Here is a 17,316-nt window from a genome sequence, read left to right as displayed (position 1 = left end):
GCGCGGGCTTACCAACTGCCGGTGTTGGGCATCGACGCCCAGGGCTCGGCCGGCGCCAGCGACGGGCCGGCCTGCAGCAGCTCGATGGAGATGCCGTCCGGCGAGCGCACAAACGCCATGCGGCCGTCGCGCGGCGGGCGGTTGATCGTCACGCCGTGGTCCATCAGCTTCTGGCAGGCGGCGTAGATGTCTTCCACGGCGTAGGCCAGGTGGCCGAAGTTGCGGCCGCCGGTGTAGGTCTCTGCCTTGCCGTCGGCGTCCGGCCAGTTGTAGGTCAGCTCGACCTGGGCGTCTTCGTCGCCTGGCGCGGCGAGGTAGATGAGCGTGAAGCGGCCGGCGGCATGCTCCGAGCGCTTGACCTCGTGCAGGCCGAGGGCGTCGCGGTAGAAGCGTATCGACGCGTCGAGGTTTTCGACGCGGACCATGGTGTGCAGGTATTTCATGCACGCATTTTCACGGCTGGCCGCTGCCCGCGTCAGGGCCGGTAGAAATACGGGATGCTGCAGAACAGAACGCCCATGCCGACCAGCAGCCAGAGGTTGGCGATGAAGTAGGGGAACACCATCAGCGCCAGGCCGCAACACAGCGGCACCCAGGCCCGCTGCTTCTTGCCATAGATGAAGAAGCCGGCGCCGATGGCGCCGAACAGGAGTCCCCAGAGGAGGGCGGAGGTGTCCATCGGTCGCCGGGGCAGCCTAGATGTCGAGGTCAGGCCAGCGAGCGTTGCGGCAGGTCAGGAACGCGGGCATGCGCGGGATTCTCGACGCTCCGCCCGTCAGCGCGGCGGCTGGGGTTGTTCGCCCGGGGGCTTGGGCAGGCGCAGCTTGCGCTCCAGACCATGTGCCCATGCCGGGCACTTGCCGTCGCCCGCACCGCCGAAGCCGCCGGAGGGCGCGCAGATGAAGCGGCCTTCGGCGTCGTAGAGCTGGTTGAACTGGTCGCAGCACAGCGGCGTGAAGAGATACACCGGCCGGTCGTCTGGGCCCACGAAGGACGTCACGTCCAGAGCGCGCGGGCGGGCATCGGCCTCGAAGGCAAGGATGCGCTCGTGGACGGCGGCGTTGGGCGGGGCGGTCGACAAGGGCGCCGGCTCGCCGAATTCGACGGCGCTGTAGGCCGCAGCGGCCAGCGCCAGAATGACGCTGACGCCGGCATGCCAGCGGGCAGGCGAGGTGAGCTTGGGCAGGCGCATGGCGGCGCAGTATGCCGAGCTCAGAGGCCCGATGCCACCCTTTCGGCGTGGGTCTTCATCGCCTGCAGCCCCTCCTCGATCATGCCGGCGATGGCCGGCGCCAGTGCATGCGGCAGCAGGTCGGCGACCCACACGACGCGGCAGCGTGAGCTGCCTTCTTCAAAGATATGCGTCGAGGCGTTGTGGTGGGTCAGCTGCCCGCCCACGGCCGACCAGGCGATGCGGCGGCGGTCGTCGTCGATGTCGATGATGAGTTCGCGCACCGTCATGCCATTGGCGAAGCGGAGCTCGCGGGCCTGCTCACCACTCGTATTGCCGTCCATCCGGCACTCGGTGATGAAGGTGGGCGCGAGGCGGGTGTGCAGGGCGCCGGGGTCGCGCATCGCGTCCCAGAGCACGGCGGCGGGGGTGTCGACAACGATTTCGCGGTGGATGGAGGCCATGGCCGTCTCCTGAAGTGATGGCTCATGGTGGCCGCTTGTCCAGCGCTGCGCCGGCCGGAACCGGACATCTCCAACCGTCGCCAGTGCGTCAGTAGTCCAGCCACTCCATCGGGGCGACGAGGGCGTCGCCGCGGATGCGCTCCAGCGTGCCGGTCAGGACGTCGATGTTGTTGTCGAAGCTGCCGTGGCTGGCATCGATCTGGTCGCCGGCCTTGGTCGTGCGGACCTTGGGCGTCGTGACGCGGTTCAGCAGGGTGCCGCCGGGCCAGAGCTTGAGCCAGGCGGCAACATCGCCATTCGGCGGGCCGGCCCACTGGTCGTCCAGCCACGCCGCGTCCGGCGGCACCAGGGCGCGTTCCATGCCGAGCAGCGGCTGCTTGCGGATGTCGTCCAGCGCGCGCGACACGAGGTAGAGCAGGGACTTTCCGTAGATGTCGCGCTCGGCGTTGGGCAGGCCGTCGGCGCGCTCGTTGGCATCGGTCAGCACGTGCAGGCGCAGGCGGTCCAGCGACAGCACGCCAGCCTGGGCTGCCGCACCGTAGTGCTGCACGGCGAAGCCGCTGGAGCAGGCGGCGGCGTAAAGCTCGCAGCTGGCAGCCTGCACGACGTTGGCGCCGCCCAGGCGGCCGAGCAGATGGCCGATCAGGATGGAGCCGGCCGAATGGCCGATGAGATGGACTTCCAGCGTCTTGCCGCTCTTGGCCAGCCCGTCACGCAGCTCGCGCAGCATGCGTGCGGCCAGGTCCAGCACATGGTCGGCCGTCGCGCCGCCCTCGGCGTTTTCGCGCATCTCGCTCCAGATGCCGCGCGCGAACTGGCGACCGACGGCCTCGATGGCGCGGTCCTTGGCCTCGGCGGCGACCTCACGCAGGCGGTCCAGCGTGCCGGTGCTGACGTCGGCCGAGTCGACGATGCGGTGCTTGAGATCCTCGAGCATGTCCGTCAGCGTCTCGCCGGGGCCTGTCTTCCACGTGAAGAACAGCGGGTAGATGTCGTTGGCCAGGAAGTAGGGCGCCATCACGCGGATGCGCTGGACGGAGCCGATCTCCGAGTTCAGCCCGCCATGGGCGTAGATGGCGAGCTTGACGGTCTTGCCCTTGCTGGCCTTGAACCAGGCGGCGGGGCGCTCGACGACGATCTCGCGTGCCAGGCCTTCGCGGTCGTCGCGGGAGCGGGTGAAGTCGGTCGCCATCAGCTGGCCGTCGTTGCCCGAGACCAGGCTGTGGGTGTAGGCCTCGTCGGTGCGCAATGGCTGGTAGGGCTTGTGGGCGAAGACGTGGTTGATGGGCCAGGGGTCATCGCGCGGGTTGTCATCGACACGCAGCGTCGCGCCAACGTCCGACAGGCCGCGGCCGGCCATGGCGCGAAACCCGCCGGCCACGCGCGCGGCCTTGGCGCCTCTTGCCGTCTTGGCTGCCACGGCTTGGCGGCTCTTGATGTCCGACAGGTCCTGGGGCACGCCCAGGGCAACGGCCCAGGCATCGGTGCCGTTGGTGATCCAGTCCTCGTAGCTGAGGACGGCGAAGCCGCTGGCGCCCCAGCCGGTGCCCCAGCTGTTCTGCACGACGAAGCCGCGCTCGTTGTAGCCCACCAGCGCAAAGGCGTGCCCACCGGTCTTGCGGGCCATGCGCTCAATGCGCGGCAGCTTGTCGTGGCTGGCCGGCATGGGCGATTCGTCAAGCGTCCAACCGTCGTGCACGTCGCCCGAGACATAGATGGCGCCGATCTCGTAGATGGCTGCCTGCATGTCGACGACGCTCTTCTTGTCGACGCGGTAGTAGACGCCGAGCGCTCGCGTCGTCGCGTCATCGTCCCAGCCCGCCGCGGGGCGCTCGAAGATGCCGTTGCCCTTCTTGTCCAGCGGATAGGGCCACAGCTTGAAGGAGCAGACGCCGTGCTTGTGCCAGCCCTTGAGGGCGCCGCGGCAGGACGAGCCCTCGTAGTCCTGGCCGGGCCATTCGTCGTAGAGCTTGGCCAGCTCGTAGAACATGCGCGGGCTGACGGTTTCGGGCTGCGTGCGGCTGCGTGGCGCGTCGAGGTGGCGCAGCCAGTAGAGGTAGTTGGTCACGCAGGCCAGGCCGAAGCCGGTGCAGGCGCCTTCATTGCCCTGGTTGAGGATGCGGCCAGCTTTCACGTAGGCGGGCAGCAGTCGTTTCAGGTCGCTGTCCATCGGCCAGCGCGGCGGCAGGGAGCGCAGCGGCGAGCGGTAGACAAGATCGCGCAGGTCCAGGCGATCGGGGCGTGCGTCCAGTTTGGGCGCGGCAACGGCATTGGCGGCGGCCTTCTTGGCAGCGGCGGGCTTGCGGGTCTTGGTGGCCATGGTGGTCTCCTCGGGAGGACGGCGGATGATGGCCGCAGCCTTTCGCACGGACAAGTCCGCATGCGAGACTGGGGGCCTGCTCACCCTCAGGGGAACGGATGCGTTGCCACTCAAAAACCCGCGAGCAAGGCGCGAAGTCGAAGCTGGGGTCGTCCCCAGCGAGGCTGCGCAACGCCGCGCGCGGGCTTTTGAGTGACAACCCTTCGGGAGAGGGGCTGCGCGGGCGCATGGCGTTGTTGGGCGCCTTGCCCGGGCGGCAAGCCCGGGCTTCAGCGCCACGCCTAGCCCTGCACCCGCGCAGCCCCTCTCGCATCGCCCCCCTGAGGGCGAGCAGGCCCCCCCATGTTTAAGGTCTGTATCGTCGGCCTGGGGGCCATCGGCGGCTGGATGGCCGCGCATCTGCAACGCGTCGAAGGTGTGGCCGTCAGCGCCCTGGCCCGCGGCGACACGCTGGCGGCCGTGCGTGAGCACGGCCTGCGGCTGGACAGCGGCGAGGACAGCTGGCGTGCGCCGCTGCGCGTGACCGGCGACGCCGCCGAGCTCGGCCTGCAGGACCTGGTCATCCTCGCCGTCAAGGGCCCGGCCATCGCCGGCGTCGCGGCCCAGGTCGCCCAGCTTTGCGGGCCGGACACGCGCGTGCTCACGGCGCTGAACGGCCTGCCATGGTGGTTCACGGCCGGCTTGCCCGTGCAGGGGCTGACGCTGAAATGCGTGGACCCCGATGGCCGCATCGCCGCGCTGATCCCGCCCCAGCGCGTCATCGGCTGCGTCGTTCATGCCAGCTGCGCGCTGCGCGGCCCGGGCTGGGTCCACCACGTGATGGGCAACGGCCTGCTGATCGGCGAGGCCACGGGCGGCACGAGCCTGGCCGTCGATGCGCTGATCGCGCTGCTCGGCGACGCCGGCTTCGAGGCCAAGGCGGCCGAGAGCATCCAGCGTGACGCCTGGTACAAGCTCTGGGGCAATATGACGACCAACCCGGTCTCGGCGCTGACCCGCGCCACGACGGACCGCATCCTGGACGACGACCTCGTGCGCGAGTTCACGACGGCCATCATGGCGGAGGCCGCCGAGGTCGGTGAAGGCATGGGCTGCCCGATCGCCCAGACGCCGCAGGACCGGCACACCATCACGCGCTCGCTCGGGGCCTTCAAGACCTCGATGCTGCAGGACATCGAGGCGGGGCGGCCTATCGAGACCGACGCATTGCTGGCGGCGCCGCGGGAGCTGGCGCAGCAGCTCGGCGTGGCGACGCCGATGCTGGATGCGTTGCTGGGGTTGACGAGGTTGATGGACGCATGCCGCGGCCAGTCGGCCGCCTGAGGTTCAGTAGAGCAGCTTGCCTGCGTGGCGCTTCCAGTGGCGCGCCACTTCACCCTTGCGCGTGGCCTCGGCGAAGGCGGCATCCAGGCGTGGCAGCAGCTCCGCCGCCGCGCTCCCCCGTGCGGCGACCACATGGAAGGCCGGTGGTGAGACGTCCGACAGCGGCGCATGGGCCAGCCCCGGCGTGGCCAGGTGGTCGACCTTGCCGAGCTCCCATTGCTCGATGACTTCGATCTCTTCGACAAAGTAGTCGCAGCGGCCGAGCAGCAGCTTCTCGATCAGCTGCTGGTAGTTGCGCGCCCCCTGGTCCAGGTCACCCGGGCCCAGGCCGTAGTGGGCATAAGTTGAACCGTTCTTGCCACAGCCGCGCCAGCGCTTCAGCCCGGCGCGGTCGGAAATCTGCAAGGGCTGCGCCTTGCGGAAGAAGACCTGGGGCGTGAACGTCTTGTAGGGCTTGGAGAAGGCCAGCGTCTTGCCGCGCTCGTCGTCGTAATAGGCCGCGAGCGCGAAATCGATCTCGCCGGACGCGACGGCCCGCAGGCAGCGCTTGAACGGCAGGTCGCCGATCAACTTGAGCTCGACACCGAGCTTGGCAAACAGCGGCGGCCAGAGATCGACGAGGAAGCCGTTCAGCTGCTGCGGCAGGCCCGGCGTGCGGTACAGCCAGGGCGGCCCGATGCCGGGTTCGCCGCAGGCAGTGAGAGGCCTGACCTGGGCGTCTGCCGCGGTGGCGACCGTTGCCGCCAGGCCCAGAAGGCAGGCCAAAAAGCGCATCCAAGAGCGGCGAATCATCTACCTTCGAGTCTACGCGTACCGCTGCGCGCGCAGCGCCTCGCCGAGGCCCTGGGTTCATGGGCGTGCGCCGCCTACCCCAACGGTGCGATGCCCAGCCAGGCCGCGTGCGCCCAGAAGGCGAAGAAGGCCCACAGCGCGACGCCGACGGCGATGGTGGCCGCCGTGCCGGCCAACGTGCCAGCGGCCGGCACCGGCCCTGGCCGACGCCGCGCGGCGCGAAAGACCAGAATGGCCCAGACGAGGAAGCTGCCGAACAGCATCACGTCGGCCAGCGTGTTGTTGGCGATCAGGTGAGCAAAGGCCCAGACCTTGACCGAGAGCGTCATCGGATGTTGCAGCTTGGCCTTGATGTGATTGCGCGGCACATAGGCTGCGGCCATCAGGATCATGGCGACGAGCATCAGCGATGCGGCCGCGTGGTTCATGCCGTGGATGGGCGGCCACAGCACGATGGGATTGAGCCGCGCTTGCGAGAAGCCCCAGAGGATCAGCCCGAAGCCGATGAGGGAGACCAGGGTGTAGAGGCCCTTCCAGCCCTTCTCGCCGAGCCGCGCCATTTGCGCGTCGCGCCATTGCGGCGCCAGCGCGCGAATCAGGTGGATGCCGAGAAAGAGGGCGAGGCCGAGGGCAAGCCAGGTCATCGTGGTCTCCAGTTCTGTCTGGTTCAGGTTTGTCGGTCGACGCGCAAAGCCAGCACGACCGAACTGTTGGTGCGCAGCACGCCGTCGATCTCGCCGATCTCGTCGAGCAGGGCGTCGAGTCGGGCCGTAGTGTCGGCGCGCAGCAGCGCCATGTAATCGAATTCACCGCTGACGGAGGCGAGCTGGCGCAGCTCGGGCAGTTCTGCTAGTCGCTTGACGACTTCGCGACCGGCCTTGGGGCTGACGGTGATGCCGACAAAGGCCTGCACGCTGCGGCCGGCTTCATCGCCGCCCAGGCGGGCCGTGTAGCCAACGATGCGGCCGCTGGCCTCCAGCCGCGCCAGCCGTGCGACGACGGTGGTTCGCGCGACGCCGAGCTTGCGCGCCAGCGTCGCCGTGCTCTCCCGCGCATTGGCCTGCAGCAGCAGGATCAGGCGTCGGTCCAGGTCGTCTGGCGAGGGATTCGGGTTTACCCGCGATTCATCCATAACGACGAATCATCGCGACGAATCGTCGAAACAGCAATTGCTTTCGTCGGAGTGGCGCTTTCTTTCGTCATCACCACTGCCTAGAGTTCGGCCCAACGCAAACACCTGCCTGGAGCCCCTCATGAAGATCGCCCTGCTTGGCGCCGGCCACATCGGCCAGACCATCGCCCGCCTGCTGCACGCCACTGGCGACTATCAAGTGACGGTGCTGGACAAGAACCCCGGCTACCTGAAGGTGCTGGCCACCGAGGGCATCGCCACCGCCGAGGTCGACAGCGACAACCGCGCCGCCCTGGCTGCCCAGCTGCGCGGCAAGGACGCCGTCGTCAACGCGCTGCCCTACCACCTGGCCATCACGGCTGCCGAACTGGCCCTGGAGTGCGGCTGCCACTACTTCGACCTGACCGAAGACGTCGCCGCCACCAAGGCCATCATGAAGATGGCCCAAGGCGCCAAGACCGCCTTCATGCCGCAGTGCGGCCTGGCGCCGGGCTTCATCGGCATCGTGGCCCACCATCTGGCCAGCGGCTTCGACTCGGTACGCGACGTGCAGATGCGCGTCGGTGCCCTGCCGGCCTTCCCGACCAACGCGCTGAAGTACAACCTGACCTGGTCGGTCGACGGCCTCATCAACGAGTACTGCCACCCCTGCGAGGCCGTGCACGAAGGCGAGACCATCTCTGCGCTACCGCTGGAAGGCCTGGAGCACTTCAGCCTGGACGGCACCGAGTACGAGGCCTTCAACACCTCCGGCGGCCTGGGCACGCTGTGCGAGACCTGGGCGGGCAAGGTGCGCAACCTCGACTACAAGACCGTGCGCTACCCCGGCCACCGCGACCTGATGCAGTTCCTGCTGGGCGACCTGGGCCTGAAGGGCGACCAGAACCTGCTGAAGGACATCATGCGCAAGAGCATGCCCGCGACGATGCAGGACGTCGTCCTCGTCTTCGTGACCGTGTCGGGCCAGAAGAACGGTGTGCTGCTGCAGGAAGTCTTTGCCCGCAAGATCTTCGCCACGCGTGACGGTGCCCAGCCCTTGAGCGCCATCCAGATCACGACCGCCGCCGGCATCTGCGCCGCCGTCGACCTGTTCCGCGAAGGCAAGCTGCCGCAGAAGGGCTTTGTCCGCCAGGAAGAAGTCAGCCTGCCTGACTTCCTTGCCAACCGCTTCGGCTCGGCGTATCAACAGTCCCGTCAAGTCGAGTCCATCTCCTGATCGGGACAATGCGGACCATGAAGCAACAAACCCTTTCCGTCCTCGACGCCCTCGGCGTCCATCTGCCCAGTTCGGGCGACCTGACCGTGCGCTCGCCCATCGACGGCAGCGTGCTGGCCCAGTTGCCCACCGCCAGCGCGGCCGACATGAAGGCGGCCGTCGGCCGTGCAGCCGAGGCCTTCAAGGCCTGGCGCGTCGTGCCCGCCCCCAAGCGCGGTGAGCTGATCCGCTTGTTCGGCGAAGAGCTGCGTACCCACAAGGTGCAACTGGCCCAGCTGGTCTCCATCGAAGCCGGCAAGGTCACGAGCGAAGGCCTGGGCGAAGTCCAGGAAATGATCGACATCTGCGAGTTCGCCGTCGGTCTGTCGCGCCAGCTGCATGGCCTGACCATTGCCAGCGAGCGCCCGGGCCATCGCATGATGGAACAGTGGCTGCCGCTGGGCGTCGTTGGCATCATCTCGGCCTTCAACTTCCCCGTGGCCGTCTGGGCCTGGAACTCGGCGCTGGCGCTGGTGGCCGGCGACACCTGCGTGTGGAAGCCGTCCGAGAAGACGCCGCTGACCGCGCTGGCCACGCAGGCCCTGTTCGAACGCGCGCTGAAGGCCTACCGCGCCGCCGGTAACGCCGCGCCTGACGGCCTGTCCGAGCTGATCATCGGCCGCGCCGATGTCGGCGAAGCGATGGTCGACGACGCCCGTGTGGCGCTGGTCTCCGCCACCGGCTCGACCCGCATGGGCCGCGCCGTTGGCCCGCGCGTGGCGGCGCGCTTCGGCCGTTCGCTGCTGGAGCTGGGTGGCAACAACGCCATCATCGTCACGCCCAGCGCCGACCTGGAGCTGGCGGTGCGCGGCATCCTGTTCGGCGCCTACGGCACGGCCGGCCAGCGCTGCACGACGACGCGCCGCGTCATCGCCCACGAGAGCATCCATGACGCCCTGGTCGAGCGCCTGGACCGCGCCCGCGCCCAGCTGCCCATCGGTTCGCCGGTTGAGCAGGGCACGCTGATCGGTCCGCTGATCGACGCGCAGTCCTTCGACGCGATGCAGTTTGCCTTGAGCGCCGCGCGCGAGCAGGGCGGCCTTGTGTCAGGTGGCGAGCGCGCGCTGGCCGATCGCTTCCCCGAGGCCTACTACGCCGTGCCGGCTCTGGTGCGCATGCCTTCGCAGACCGAAGTGGTGTGCCACGAGACCTTCGCGCCCATCCTGTACACGCTGAAGTACAAGACGCTGGAAGAAGCCATCGAGCTGCAGAACGGCGTGCCGCAAGGTTTGTCGAGCGCGATCTTCACAACCGACATCCGCGAGGCCGAGCGCTTCATGAGCGCCTCGGGCAGCGACTGCGGCATCGCCAACGTCAACATTGGCACGTCCGGTGCGGAGATCGGCGGTGCGTTTGGTGGCGAGAAGGAAACGGGCGGCGGCCGCGAGAGCGGTTCGGATGCCTGGAAGGCCTATATGCGCCGCACCACCAACACGGTGAATTACTCGAGCGAGCTGCCTCTTGCTCAGGGAGTGAAGTTCGACATCTGAGTCGACTTCGTCGTGGGAGGGCTGAGAACTAGGCTATAGTCCGGCCTCCCTGAAAGCCCAGGTGGCGGAATTGGTAGACGCACTAGTTTCAGGTACTAGCGGGTAACTCCGTGGAGGTTCGAGTCCTCTCCTGGGCACCAAACGAAGAAGGCCAGCACGCAAGTGCTGGCCTTCGCCGTTTGGGGGCCAGGAAGCGATGTCCAGTGGACATCGCGTGAGGACTCGAAGGGTTCGCAGCTGTGCTGCGAACCGGGGTCGCGGAACGTGACCGAGTCCCCGCTGATGCGCCCTAAATGGGCGCTTCAGCGAGTGGTGGCGGAAACCGAGCTTGCGGTGATGGCGCCAAACCACCGCTCCTCAAACTCGGCAGCCGGCACTCCCTTCCCAAACCACCACCCCTGCCCCCAATCGCACCCCATCCCCCTCAGCGCCAGCATCTGCGCCTCCGTCTCCACCCCTTCGGCGACGACTTCCATCCCCAGCTCATGCGCCATCGTCACGATGGCCCGGCACAGCGCCAGCGCCTTGCCGCCGCTCTCCAGCCCGGCGACAAAGCTGCGGTCGATCTTGACGGTGTCGATGTCGTGATGCTGCAGATAGCTCAGCGATGAATAGCCTGTGCCGAAGTCGTCCAGCGAGATCGCCAACCCTGCCTCGCGCAGCGCCCGCAGCCGCTCGGCCACCGCTTCATCGCGCTCCAGCAGCAGCCCTTCGGTGATCTCCACCGCCAGCGCGTCGCCGGGCAATCCCAGGCCGCGCAGATGCGTGACCCAGTCCGGCTGCACACGGTGGCTGCGTTCGCCGAGAAATTGCACCGGCGACTTGTTGACGCTGATCTGGAAGCCCTCGTGCCCCGCCGCGCGCCAGGCCAGCACCTGGGCTGCGGCCTCACGAAAGACCCAGTCGCCGATGTCGACGATGAAGCCGCTGGTCTCCGCGATCGGGATGAACTGGGCCGGGCTGACGTCACCCAGTTGCGGGTGGGACCAGCGCAGCAGCGCCTCAGCCTTGCGCGGCGGCGCGGTCGGGTCTTGCAGCGACAGGATGGGCTGATAGACCAGGCTGAATTGCGACAACCGCAGCGCCTCGCGCAACTCGGCCACCAGCCGGGCGCGCCGTTGCGCGGCCTCGTGCAGGGCCGGCGTGAACAGGCTCATGCGGTTGCGGCCCGCGCCCTTGGCTTCATACAGCGCCAGATCAGCGTGCTTGAACAGGGCCTCGATCTCGACGCCATCGCGGGGCGCCAGGCTGACACCGATGCTGGCCGATACATAGACCCGCTCGCCGGCGACCTCGAAGGCTTCGGACAAGGCTTCCAGCAAATCGTGCCCGACGCGCTCGGCCGCAAGCACCGCCTGATCCGTCGCCAGCAGCACGGTGAACTCGTCGCCACCCATGCGCGCGACCACGCCGCCCGGGGGCATGTGCTCCTGCAGCCGCCCCGCCACCTGCACCAGCAGCGCGTCACCGACGTCATGGCCCAGGGAGTCGTTGACCTCCTTGAAATGATCGAGGTCGACGAACATCACGGCGAGCTCGTCGCCGCGCAGCGCGCGCAGGGCCAGCGCCCGCTCGATGCGTTCGCGCAGCGAACGGCGGTTGGGCAGGCCGGTCAGCGTGTCGACACGCGCCTGCTGCCAGACCAGCGCCTCCTGGCGCTTGCGATCGGTGATGTCGGTGTGCGTGCCGACCATGCGCAACGGCCGGCCGGCCGTGTCCCGCGCGATGACCATGCCGCGGCTCAGGATCCATTTCCAGCTGCCGTCCTTGGCCAGCACGCGGTGTTCGTTGCGGTAGAGCGGCGTGCGGCCGGCGAAATGGTCCTCGCGGTCCTTGTCCATCTGCGCCAGGTCGTCGGGATGGGTGCGCGCGTCGAAGGCCTCCGGTGTCGCGTCGACGTCGCCCGGCTCGAAGCCATAGAGGCGCAGATAGCGCTCGGAGAAGTATTCGATCCCGGCCTGCACATGCCAATCCCAGACGCCGTCGCCGCTGCACTCAAGCGCCAGTTTCCAGACCTCGTCCGCCTCGCGCAGCCGCGCCTCGACCGTGCGGCGCGCGGCGATGTCGGTGTGCGTGCCCAGCCAAAGCGGCGAGTCCGGCAGGCGCTGGGCCTGGGCCAGCACCCACTGGTTGCCCAGGCGGTACTCCATCTCGAAGCGGCCGCTGCGCTGCGCCGCCGCCCACTGAGCCGAGAAGGCGCTGCGGTCCTCCTCGTGCAACCAGTTGACGAGGGCAGCCGGCAGGGCGGGGCGGTTCAGCGCCTCGGCCAGGCGCGCGTTCATCCACAGCAGCCGGCCCTGCGCGTCGGCCTTCCACACTTGCTGGGGCAGGGCATCGAGCAAAGAGGAAAAGTGCACGTGGGCTGACATCAACGATGGATACGGGACTCTGCCGAGACTGTATGCCTCTCGCGATAAGCCACAATCGCGCCCGCCCGAGCCGTTCGGGCGCGTTTTTGGACGAGACCCCCCGCATGAACAAGACCGATCTGATCGAACACCTGGCCGCCAAGCACGAGCTGAGCAAGGCTGAAGCCGGCCGCGTCCTCGAGACCCTGCTGGACGCCATCGTCACCACCGTCAAAAAGGGTGGTGCGGTGTCGATCCCGGGCTTCGGCTCCTTCAAGCAGCACGCACGTGCTGCCCGCAACGGCGTGAACCCCAGCACCGGCGCCAAGATCAAGATCGCCGCCGCCAAGCTGCCCAAGTTCACCGCCGGCGCTGGCTTCAAGGCCGCCGTGGACCCCAAGGCTGCAGCCAAGAAGGCCGCTGCCAAGCCCGCCGCCAAGCCGGCCGCCAAGGCCAAGAAGAAGTAAGTAGAGCAGTCGCATGGAACCCTTCTCGGATGATTTCCGGGCCGGGCGCTGGGCCGCTCCCGAGCCGGCCCGCGCTGGTGATGTGCTTGCCGGTCAATCCGGCAAGCATCGCCGTCCCCTCGGGGGCTTCGGCCGGACACATACAGCCCAGTGGGCTGGATGTGCCTGCCGAAGGGCGGCGGCGCAAGCCGCAGCGCGGTCTGCAAGACCGGCCAAGGTAATCCTTGGACGAGGGGCTCCATGACCCCGCGCGGTACCACCCCCACCATCGTCGACGTTGCCCGCGAGGCGGGCGTGTCGATCAAGACGGTATCGCGCGTGCTCAATCATGAGCCCGGCGTGCATGAAAGCACCCGGGATCAGGTGCTCAAGGTGGTGGAGGCGCTGCGCTACCGGCCCAAGCAGTCGGCGCGCAGCCTCGCAGGTGGACGGTCCTTCCTGATCGGCCTGCTCTATTACGACCCCAGCGCGATCTTCGTCGGCAGCGTGCAGCAAGGCGCCACGGTGCGATGCCGCGAGCTGGGGTATCACCTCGTTGTCGAGTCACTTCACAACGATGCGCCCGACCTGCGCCAGCAGATCGACCGCATGGTGATGGCACTGCGCCCCGACGGCATGATCCTGACGCCGCCGCTGTGCGACAACCCCGAGGTGCTCGCCGCGCTGCGCGAGAACGGCACGCCCTGCGTGCTGATGTCGCCCGAGCGCGACCTGCGTGGGGTGCCTTCGGTGCGCATGGACGACGTGCATGCGGCCGAAGAGATCACCAATCTGCTGCTCAGCCTGGGCCACCAGCGCATCGCCTTCATCAAGGGGCCGCCGGACCAGTCGGCCAGCGCTGCGCGCTACCAGGGCTTCGTCAACGCGCTGCGCGCGCATGGCCTGGAGCCCGACCCCGAACTGATCCAGCCCGGCGCCTTCACTTTTGAGAGCGGCCGCGACGCGGCCCATCAATTGCTCAGCCGCCGCCAGAGGCCGACTGCCGTGTTCGCCAGCAATGACGACATGGCCCTGGGCGTGTTGGCTGCTGCCCAACGCCTGGGCCTGCCAGTGCCCAACGACCTGTCGGTGGCTGGCTTCGACGATTCGCCGACCGCCGCCCTGGTGTGGCCGCCGCTAACCACCGTGCGCCAGCCGGTCGCCGAGATGGCACGCACGGCGGTGGAAATGCTGGTCGCGGGTCAGCGGCCCGACGCCTCAGCGGGGCCGGCCGACGAGGCCGACCTGCACAAGGTGCTGCGGCACGAACTTGTCGTGCGGGACTCCACGCGCGCCCGCTGAGCCGGCGCGCTTTCGCCTCGGCCCTCCTGCTTTGATCTGCCCGGCGCAGCGCTGCCGTTACCGCTAACAGAGTGTATTGACAGCGTTGTCATTTGTCGGGCAAGATGACGACGCCACGGGGGCATGTGTCGCTTCAAACCTGTTTGCCCGAGCTGCTTGATGGTCCGACGCTCGCCGCCATCAAAGCGGTCGGCCTGGTAGCGGTACGCCCAATTCAAACAACACAGGAGACGTCATGAAGCGCTGTCGCTGCCGCTGCCCTGCGGATTCGGCCGTTCCGCCCTCCTGACCCGCCTTCGCTCCGTCGTCGCGGCGCCACCGCCGTCTTGCTCAGCTTTTTGCCCCTGCCTCTCCGCCATGAGCCTTGCCAACCTCGACCGCATCGACCCCGCTGCACTCGCCCAGTCCTTCCCGCCCGGCTTTCTCTGGGGCGTCGCCACCAGCGCCGCGCAGATCGAGGGCGCCGCCTTCGAGGACGGCAAGGCCGCCTCCATCTGGGACCATTTCTGCCGCCAGCCGGGTCGCATCAAGGATGCGTCCAACATCGACGTCGCCTGCGACCACTACCACCGCTTCCGCGATGACGTCGCGCTGATGAAGGGTCTGGGCCTGGACTGCTACCGCTTCAGTTTCAGCTGGCCGCGCGTGCAGCCGCTGGGCGAGGGCGCCTGGAACGAGGCCGGCTTCGCCTTCTATGACCGTCTCATCGACGCCCTGCTCGAAGCCGGCATCCAGCCCCACGGCACCCTCTATCACTGGGACCTTCCGCAGGCCCTGGACGAAAGCATCGGTGGCTGGCTGTCGCGCGGCATCGTCAGCCGCTTCGCCGACTACGGCGCCGAGATCGCGCGCCGCTTCGGCGACCGCCTCGCCAGCATCGCGACGCACAACGAGCCCTGGTGCACGGCGACCCTGGGCTACGAGACCGCACAGTTCGCGCCTGGCCGCACCAGCCGTGCCGAGAGCCTGCAGGTGGCCCACCACCTGATGTTGTCCCACGGCGAAGCCATCGCCGCGATGCGCGCGGTCACCAAGACCAAGCTCGGCATCGTCCTCAACCACACGCCGTCCTTCCCCGCCACGCCCAACGAGGCCGACCGCCGCGCCGCCCGCATCGACGACGGGCTCAACGTGCGCTGGTACATGGACCCGATCTTCCGCGGTGCCTACCCGGCCGACGCTGTTGAATACGTCGGTGCTGACGCCCCCCAGGTCGAGGCCGGCGATCTGGACCGCATCCGCCAGCCGCTGGACTTCCTCGGCATCAATTTCTACACGCGCAGCCTCTTCGGCGCGGACGGCAAGACCGTCCCGGGCCCGGGCAAGCGCGGCTTCACCGACATGGGCTGGGAGATCGTGCCCGAGGTCTTCGCCCAGCATCTGGTGCGCCTGGCGCGCGAGTACAACCCGCCGCCGATGTTCATCACCGAAAACGGCATGGCCAATGCCGACCGCGTCGTCGACGGCCGGGTACCCGACAAGGAGCGCATCGCCTACCTGTCGGCCCACCTCCAGGCGTTGTCCACCGCCATGAGCCTGGGCGCCGACGTGCGCGGCTATTTCTACTGGAGCCTGCTCGACAACTTCGAGTGGAACTCCGGCTACGACAAGCGCTTCGGCCTCGTCCATGTCGACTACGCGAGCCAGCAGCGCCTGCTCAAGGACAGCGCCCACTGGTATCGCGACTTCGTTGCCCTCCATCACGCCCGACGGTGAGAGGGGCTTCGACGCGGCCTCACTCAGGCCGCCGGTCATGCATTCCTCCGCGTTTGCCCCGACTAAGCGGCGGGAAATCGGTCACGTTCAGGCGCTAAGCTCCGACTTGCGCCCCGCCGGTACTTTTCCCAGCCGGTAGCGGGCGCGATCGGCCGATTTGACGTATGACAGGAGACCGGTTCGAGCACTGCGGCAGGGCTGCCGGAGCTCGGGCCGGGTCGAGGGTGCCCGGCGCACGGGTTTTGAGCGAATGCAGGATAGAACAAGCGATCCACTGATCGATGTCAGCCAGTTGGCGGTCGGGATGTTCATTCATCTGGATCTCGGCTGGATGTCGCATCCCTTCCCCTTGTCGAGCTTCAAGATCGCCTCCAGCGATCAGTTGCTGATCCTGCGCCGCCTTGGCTTGACCCAGGTGCGCTGGAGCCCCGCCAAGAGCGACCTGGACCTGCAGTCGTCCGAGGACGCCGTGGCTGCGGATGCCGGCGACGTCAGTGCTGCAAGCGACAGTTCCACCCCCTCGCAACCCAGCCCTGAAGATCTGGCTCGCGAAGCCCACCGCCGCGCTCTGGCCGCCCAACGCGAGGCTCTGCGTCTGTGCGAGGAGCAGTACGGCGAGGCGGCCAAAGGCTTTCGCGGTGTCATGGACCTGGTCCAGCCCGATCCCCATGCCGCCCGTACCCAGGCCGAGAGCCTGACCGCCGCACTGCTCGACAAGATGCTGGTCGAGGGTGATCTCAATATGCGGCTGCTCAATGAGGCCGCGGGTGACCGCAGCACGGCCCATGCGCTGAACGTCTGCATCATTGCCCTGCTGCTCGGCCGCGCTTTCGGCCTCGGTCGCGACGAGATGATGGACCTGGGCGTCGGCTCGCTGCTGCACGACGTCGGCAAGCTCGAGGTCGCTGCGCGCCTGCGCCACCGCGACGAAAGCTTCACGGCGGCCGAGACCCAGGCCTACCAGCAGCACGTCGTCAAGGGCGTGGCCATCGCCCAGACCATGGGCCTGGCACCCGGCCCGCTGCTCATCGTTGCCCAGCATCATGAGCATGCCGACGGCAGCGGCTTCCCGCAAAAGATCAACATGGACCGCATGAGCACCGGCGCGCGCATCGTTGCGCTGGTCAACCGCTTTGATGGCTTGTGCAATCCGCTGATCACGTCCAAGGCGATGACGCCCCACGAGGCGCTGTCGCTGATGTTTGCGCAGGGCCGCAATCGCTTCGACGCGACCATGCTGAACGCCTTCATCCGCATGATGGGTGTCTACCCGCCGGGTTCCACCGTGCAGCTCACCGATGACCGCTATGCGCTGGTCGTTTCGGTCAACTCGGCGCGTCCGCTGAAGCCTCGCGTCATGGTCCATGACGTCAAGGTGGTCAAGGAAGAGGCGCTGATCCTCAACCTCGAAGAGATGCCCGACCTCGGCATCCGGCGCAGCCTCAAGCCCCAGTTCCTGCCGCGAGCGTCGCTCGACTACCTCAGCCCCCGGGCGCGCATCGCCTACTTCTTCGACGCCGCGAGTACGGGACCAGGGGAGTTGGCCGCGTGAACGCC

The 17,316-nt window shown here is 68.1% G+C and carries 16 protein-coding genes and 1 tRNA gene; 8 read left to right on the top strand and 9 right to left on the bottom strand.

The genetic code is table 11. The features are described from left to right. Positions 1 to 8 precede the first annotated feature (8 nt). The 5 genes from ASC91_RS07170 to ASC91_RS07150 form a co-directional block, all read right to left on the bottom strand. Positions 9 to 443, bottom strand: coding sequence for a VOC family protein (locus ASC91_RS07170; RefSeq protein ID WP_056194418.1), 435 nt, complete (start codon positions 441 to 443; stop codon positions 9 to 11). 32 nt (positions 444 to 475) lie between these two features. Next, the gene (locus ASC91_RS07165) at positions 476 to 679 is read right to left on the bottom strand and encodes a hypothetical protein (RefSeq protein WP_056194415.1); all 204 of its coding nucleotides are present in this window, start codon (positions 677 to 679) and stop codon (positions 476 to 478) included. Between the two features lie 96 nt (positions 680 to 775). Beyond that, positions 776 to 1,192 carry a DUF6970 domain-containing protein gene (locus tag ASC91_RS07160; protein ID WP_056194413.1) on the bottom strand — a complete coding sequence of 139 codons (417 nt, stop codon included), beginning with the start codon at positions 1,190 to 1,192 and terminating at the stop codon, positions 776 to 778. Positions 1,193 to 1,212: 20 nt separating this feature from the next. Beyond that, positions 1,213 to 1,635 carry an SRPBCC family protein gene (locus tag ASC91_RS07155; RefSeq protein ID WP_056194409.1) on the bottom strand — a complete coding sequence of 141 codons (423 nt, stop codon included), beginning with the start codon at positions 1,633 to 1,635 and terminating at the stop codon, positions 1,213 to 1,215. An 88-nt stretch (positions 1,636 to 1,723) separates the two neighbouring features. Further along, positions 1,724 to 3,955 (bottom strand): C1 family peptidase, encoded by a 2,232-nt coding sequence (locus ASC91_RS07150; RefSeq protein ID WP_056194407.1) that lies wholly within the window; start codon positions 3,953 to 3,955, stop codon positions 1,724 to 1,726. A gap of 342 nt (positions 3,956 to 4,297) precedes the next feature. Here ASC91_RS07150 and ASC91_RS07145 point away from each other — a divergent pair, with 342 nt between their 5' ends. Continuing rightward, positions 4,298 to 5,278, top strand: a complete 981-nt coding sequence (locus tag ASC91_RS07145; RefSeq protein WP_056194404.1) for a 2-dehydropantoate 2-reductase — start codon at positions 4,298 to 4,300, stop codon at positions 5,276 to 5,278. Between the two features lie 3 nt (positions 5,279 to 5,281). Here ASC91_RS07145 and ASC91_RS07140 read toward each other — a convergent pair whose 3' ends face one another. The 3 genes from ASC91_RS07140 to ASC91_RS07130 form a co-directional block, all read right to left on the bottom strand. After that, positions 5,282 to 6,043, bottom strand: coding sequence for an ABC transporter substrate-binding protein (locus ASC91_RS07140; RefSeq protein WP_162247747.1), 762 nt, complete (start codon positions 6,041 to 6,043; stop codon positions 5,282 to 5,284). A 101-nt stretch (positions 6,044 to 6,144) separates the two neighbouring features. Continuing rightward, positions 6,145 to 6,714: an NnrU family protein gene (locus tag ASC91_RS07135; RefSeq protein ID WP_056194398.1), complete on the bottom strand. Its 570-nt coding sequence runs from the start codon at positions 6,712 to 6,714 to the stop codon at positions 6,145 to 6,147. 23 nt (positions 6,715 to 6,737) lie between these two features. Then, positions 6,738 to 7,202: an Lrp/AsnC family transcriptional regulator gene (locus ASC91_RS07130; protein WP_056194395.1), complete on the bottom strand. Its 465-nt coding sequence runs from the start codon at positions 7,200 to 7,202 to the stop codon at positions 6,738 to 6,740. A gap of 121 nt (positions 7,203 to 7,323) precedes the next feature. Between ASC91_RS07130 and ASC91_RS07125 the strand changes: the two genes are divergently transcribed. From ASC91_RS07125 to ASC91_RS07115, 3 genes are all read left to right on the top strand, one after another. Further along, on the top strand, positions 7,324 to 8,418 hold the full coding sequence (locus ASC91_RS07125) for a saccharopine dehydrogenase family protein (RefSeq protein ID WP_056194392.1): 1,095 nt from the start codon (positions 7,324 to 7,326) through the stop codon (positions 8,416 to 8,418). An 8-nt stretch (positions 8,419 to 8,426) separates the two neighbouring features. Beyond that, positions 8,427 to 9,947, top strand: coding sequence for an aldehyde dehydrogenase family protein (locus ASC91_RS07120; protein WP_082532497.1), 1,521 nt, complete (start codon positions 8,427 to 8,429; stop codon positions 9,945 to 9,947). 55 nt (positions 9,948 to 10,002) lie between these two features. Beyond that, a tRNA-Leu gene (locus ASC91_RS07115) sits at positions 10,003 to 10,087 on the top strand. A 162-nt stretch (positions 10,088 to 10,249) separates the two neighbouring features. Here the strand turns inward: ASC91_RS07115 and ASC91_RS07110 are convergent. Next, the gene (locus ASC91_RS07110; protein WP_157281257.1) at positions 10,250 to 12,316 is read right to left on the bottom strand and encodes a bifunctional diguanylate cyclase/phosphodiesterase; all 2,067 of its coding nucleotides are present in this window, start codon (positions 12,314 to 12,316) and stop codon (positions 10,250 to 10,252) included. A 104-nt stretch (positions 12,317 to 12,420) separates the two neighbouring features. On the opposite strand from ASC91_RS07110, the gene ASC91_RS07105 reads away from it, so the two are divergent. From ASC91_RS07105 to ASC91_RS07090, 4 genes are all read left to right on the top strand, one after another. Continuing rightward, positions 12,421 to 12,762: an HU family DNA-binding protein gene (locus ASC91_RS07105; RefSeq protein WP_056194383.1), complete on the top strand. Its 342-nt coding sequence runs from the start codon at positions 12,421 to 12,423 to the stop codon at positions 12,760 to 12,762. 240 nt (positions 12,763 to 13,002) lie between these two features. After that, positions 13,003 to 14,043, top strand: coding sequence for a LacI family DNA-binding transcriptional regulator (locus ASC91_RS07100; RefSeq protein ID WP_056194380.1), 1,041 nt, complete (start codon positions 13,003 to 13,005; stop codon positions 14,041 to 14,043). A gap of 357 nt (positions 14,044 to 14,400) precedes the next feature. Continuing rightward, positions 14,401 to 15,759, top strand: coding sequence for a GH1 family beta-glucosidase (locus tag ASC91_RS07095; RefSeq protein WP_056194378.1), 1,359 nt, complete (start codon positions 14,401 to 14,403; stop codon positions 15,757 to 15,759). Between the two features lie 250 nt (positions 15,760 to 16,009). Next, positions 16,010 to 17,311, top strand: a complete 1,302-nt coding sequence (locus ASC91_RS07090) for an HD-GYP domain-containing protein (protein WP_056194375.1) — start codon at positions 16,010 to 16,012, stop codon at positions 17,309 to 17,311. Positions 17,312 to 17,316 lie beyond the last annotated feature (5 nt).

It is taken from the genome of Pelomonas sp. Root1237, assembly GCF_001425055.1.
Classification (GTDB): Bacteria; Pseudomonadota; Gammaproteobacteria; order Burkholderiales; family Burkholderiaceae_C; genus Pelomonas.
The sequence above is the reverse complement of the archived record's forward strand: the minus strand, read 5'-3'. Positions and strand labels throughout refer to the sequence as shown.

Excerpts from the sequence above, each read along its gene's own strand:
- ASC91_RS07100 (WP_056194380.1), top strand. The coding sequence starts at position 13,003 with ATGACCCCGCGCGGTACCACCCCCACCATCGTCGACGTTGCCCGCGAG.
- ASC91_RS07125 (WP_056194392.1), top strand. The coding sequence starts at position 7,324 with ATGAAGATCGCCCTGCTTGGCGCCGGCCACATCGGCCAGACCATCGCC.
- ASC91_RS07110 (WP_157281257.1), bottom strand. The coding sequence starts at position 12,316 with ATGTCAGCCCACGTGCACTTTTCCTCTTTGCTCGATGCCCTGCCCCAG.
- ASC91_RS07170 (WP_056194418.1), bottom strand. The coding sequence starts at position 443 with ATGAAATACCTGCACACCATGGTCCGCGTCGAAAACCTCGACGCGTCG.
- ASC91_RS07160 (WP_056194413.1), bottom strand. The coding sequence starts at position 1,192 with ATGCGCCTGCCCAAGCTCACCTCGCCTGCCCGCTGGCATGCCGGCGTC.
- ASC91_RS07130 (WP_056194395.1), bottom strand. The coding sequence starts at position 7,202 with ATGGATGAATCGCGGGTAAACCCGAATCCCTCGCCAGACGACCTGGAC.
- ASC91_RS07090 (WP_056194375.1), top strand. The coding sequence starts at position 16,010 with ATGCAGGATAGAACAAGCGATCCACTGATCGATGTCAGCCAGTTGGCG.
- ASC91_RS07150 (WP_056194407.1), bottom strand. The coding sequence starts at position 3,955 with ATGGCCACCAAGACCCGCAAGCCCGCCGCTGCCAAGAAGGCCGCCGCC.
- ASC91_RS07120 (WP_082532497.1), top strand. The coding sequence starts at position 8,427 with ATGCGGACCATGAAGCAACAAACCCTTTCCGTCCTCGACGCCCTCGGC.
- ASC91_RS07145 (WP_056194404.1), top strand. The coding sequence starts at position 4,298 with ATGTTTAAGGTCTGTATCGTCGGCCTGGGGGCCATCGGCGGCTGGATG.
- ASC91_RS07165 (WP_056194415.1), bottom strand. The coding sequence starts at position 679 with ATGGACACCTCCGCCCTCCTCTGGGGACTCCTGTTCGGCGCCATCGGC.
- ASC91_RS07135 (WP_056194398.1), bottom strand. The coding sequence starts at position 6,714 with ATGACCTGGCTTGCCCTCGGCCTCGCCCTCTTTCTCGGCATCCACCTG.
- ASC91_RS07105 (WP_056194383.1), top strand. The coding sequence starts at position 12,421 with ATGAACAAGACCGATCTGATCGAACACCTGGCCGCCAAGCACGAGCTG.
- ASC91_RS07095 (WP_056194378.1), top strand. The coding sequence starts at position 14,401 with ATGAGCCTTGCCAACCTCGACCGCATCGACCCCGCTGCACTCGCCCAG.
- ASC91_RS07155 (WP_056194409.1), bottom strand. The coding sequence starts at position 1,635 with ATGGCCTCCATCCACCGCGAAATCGTTGTCGACACCCCCGCCGCCGTG.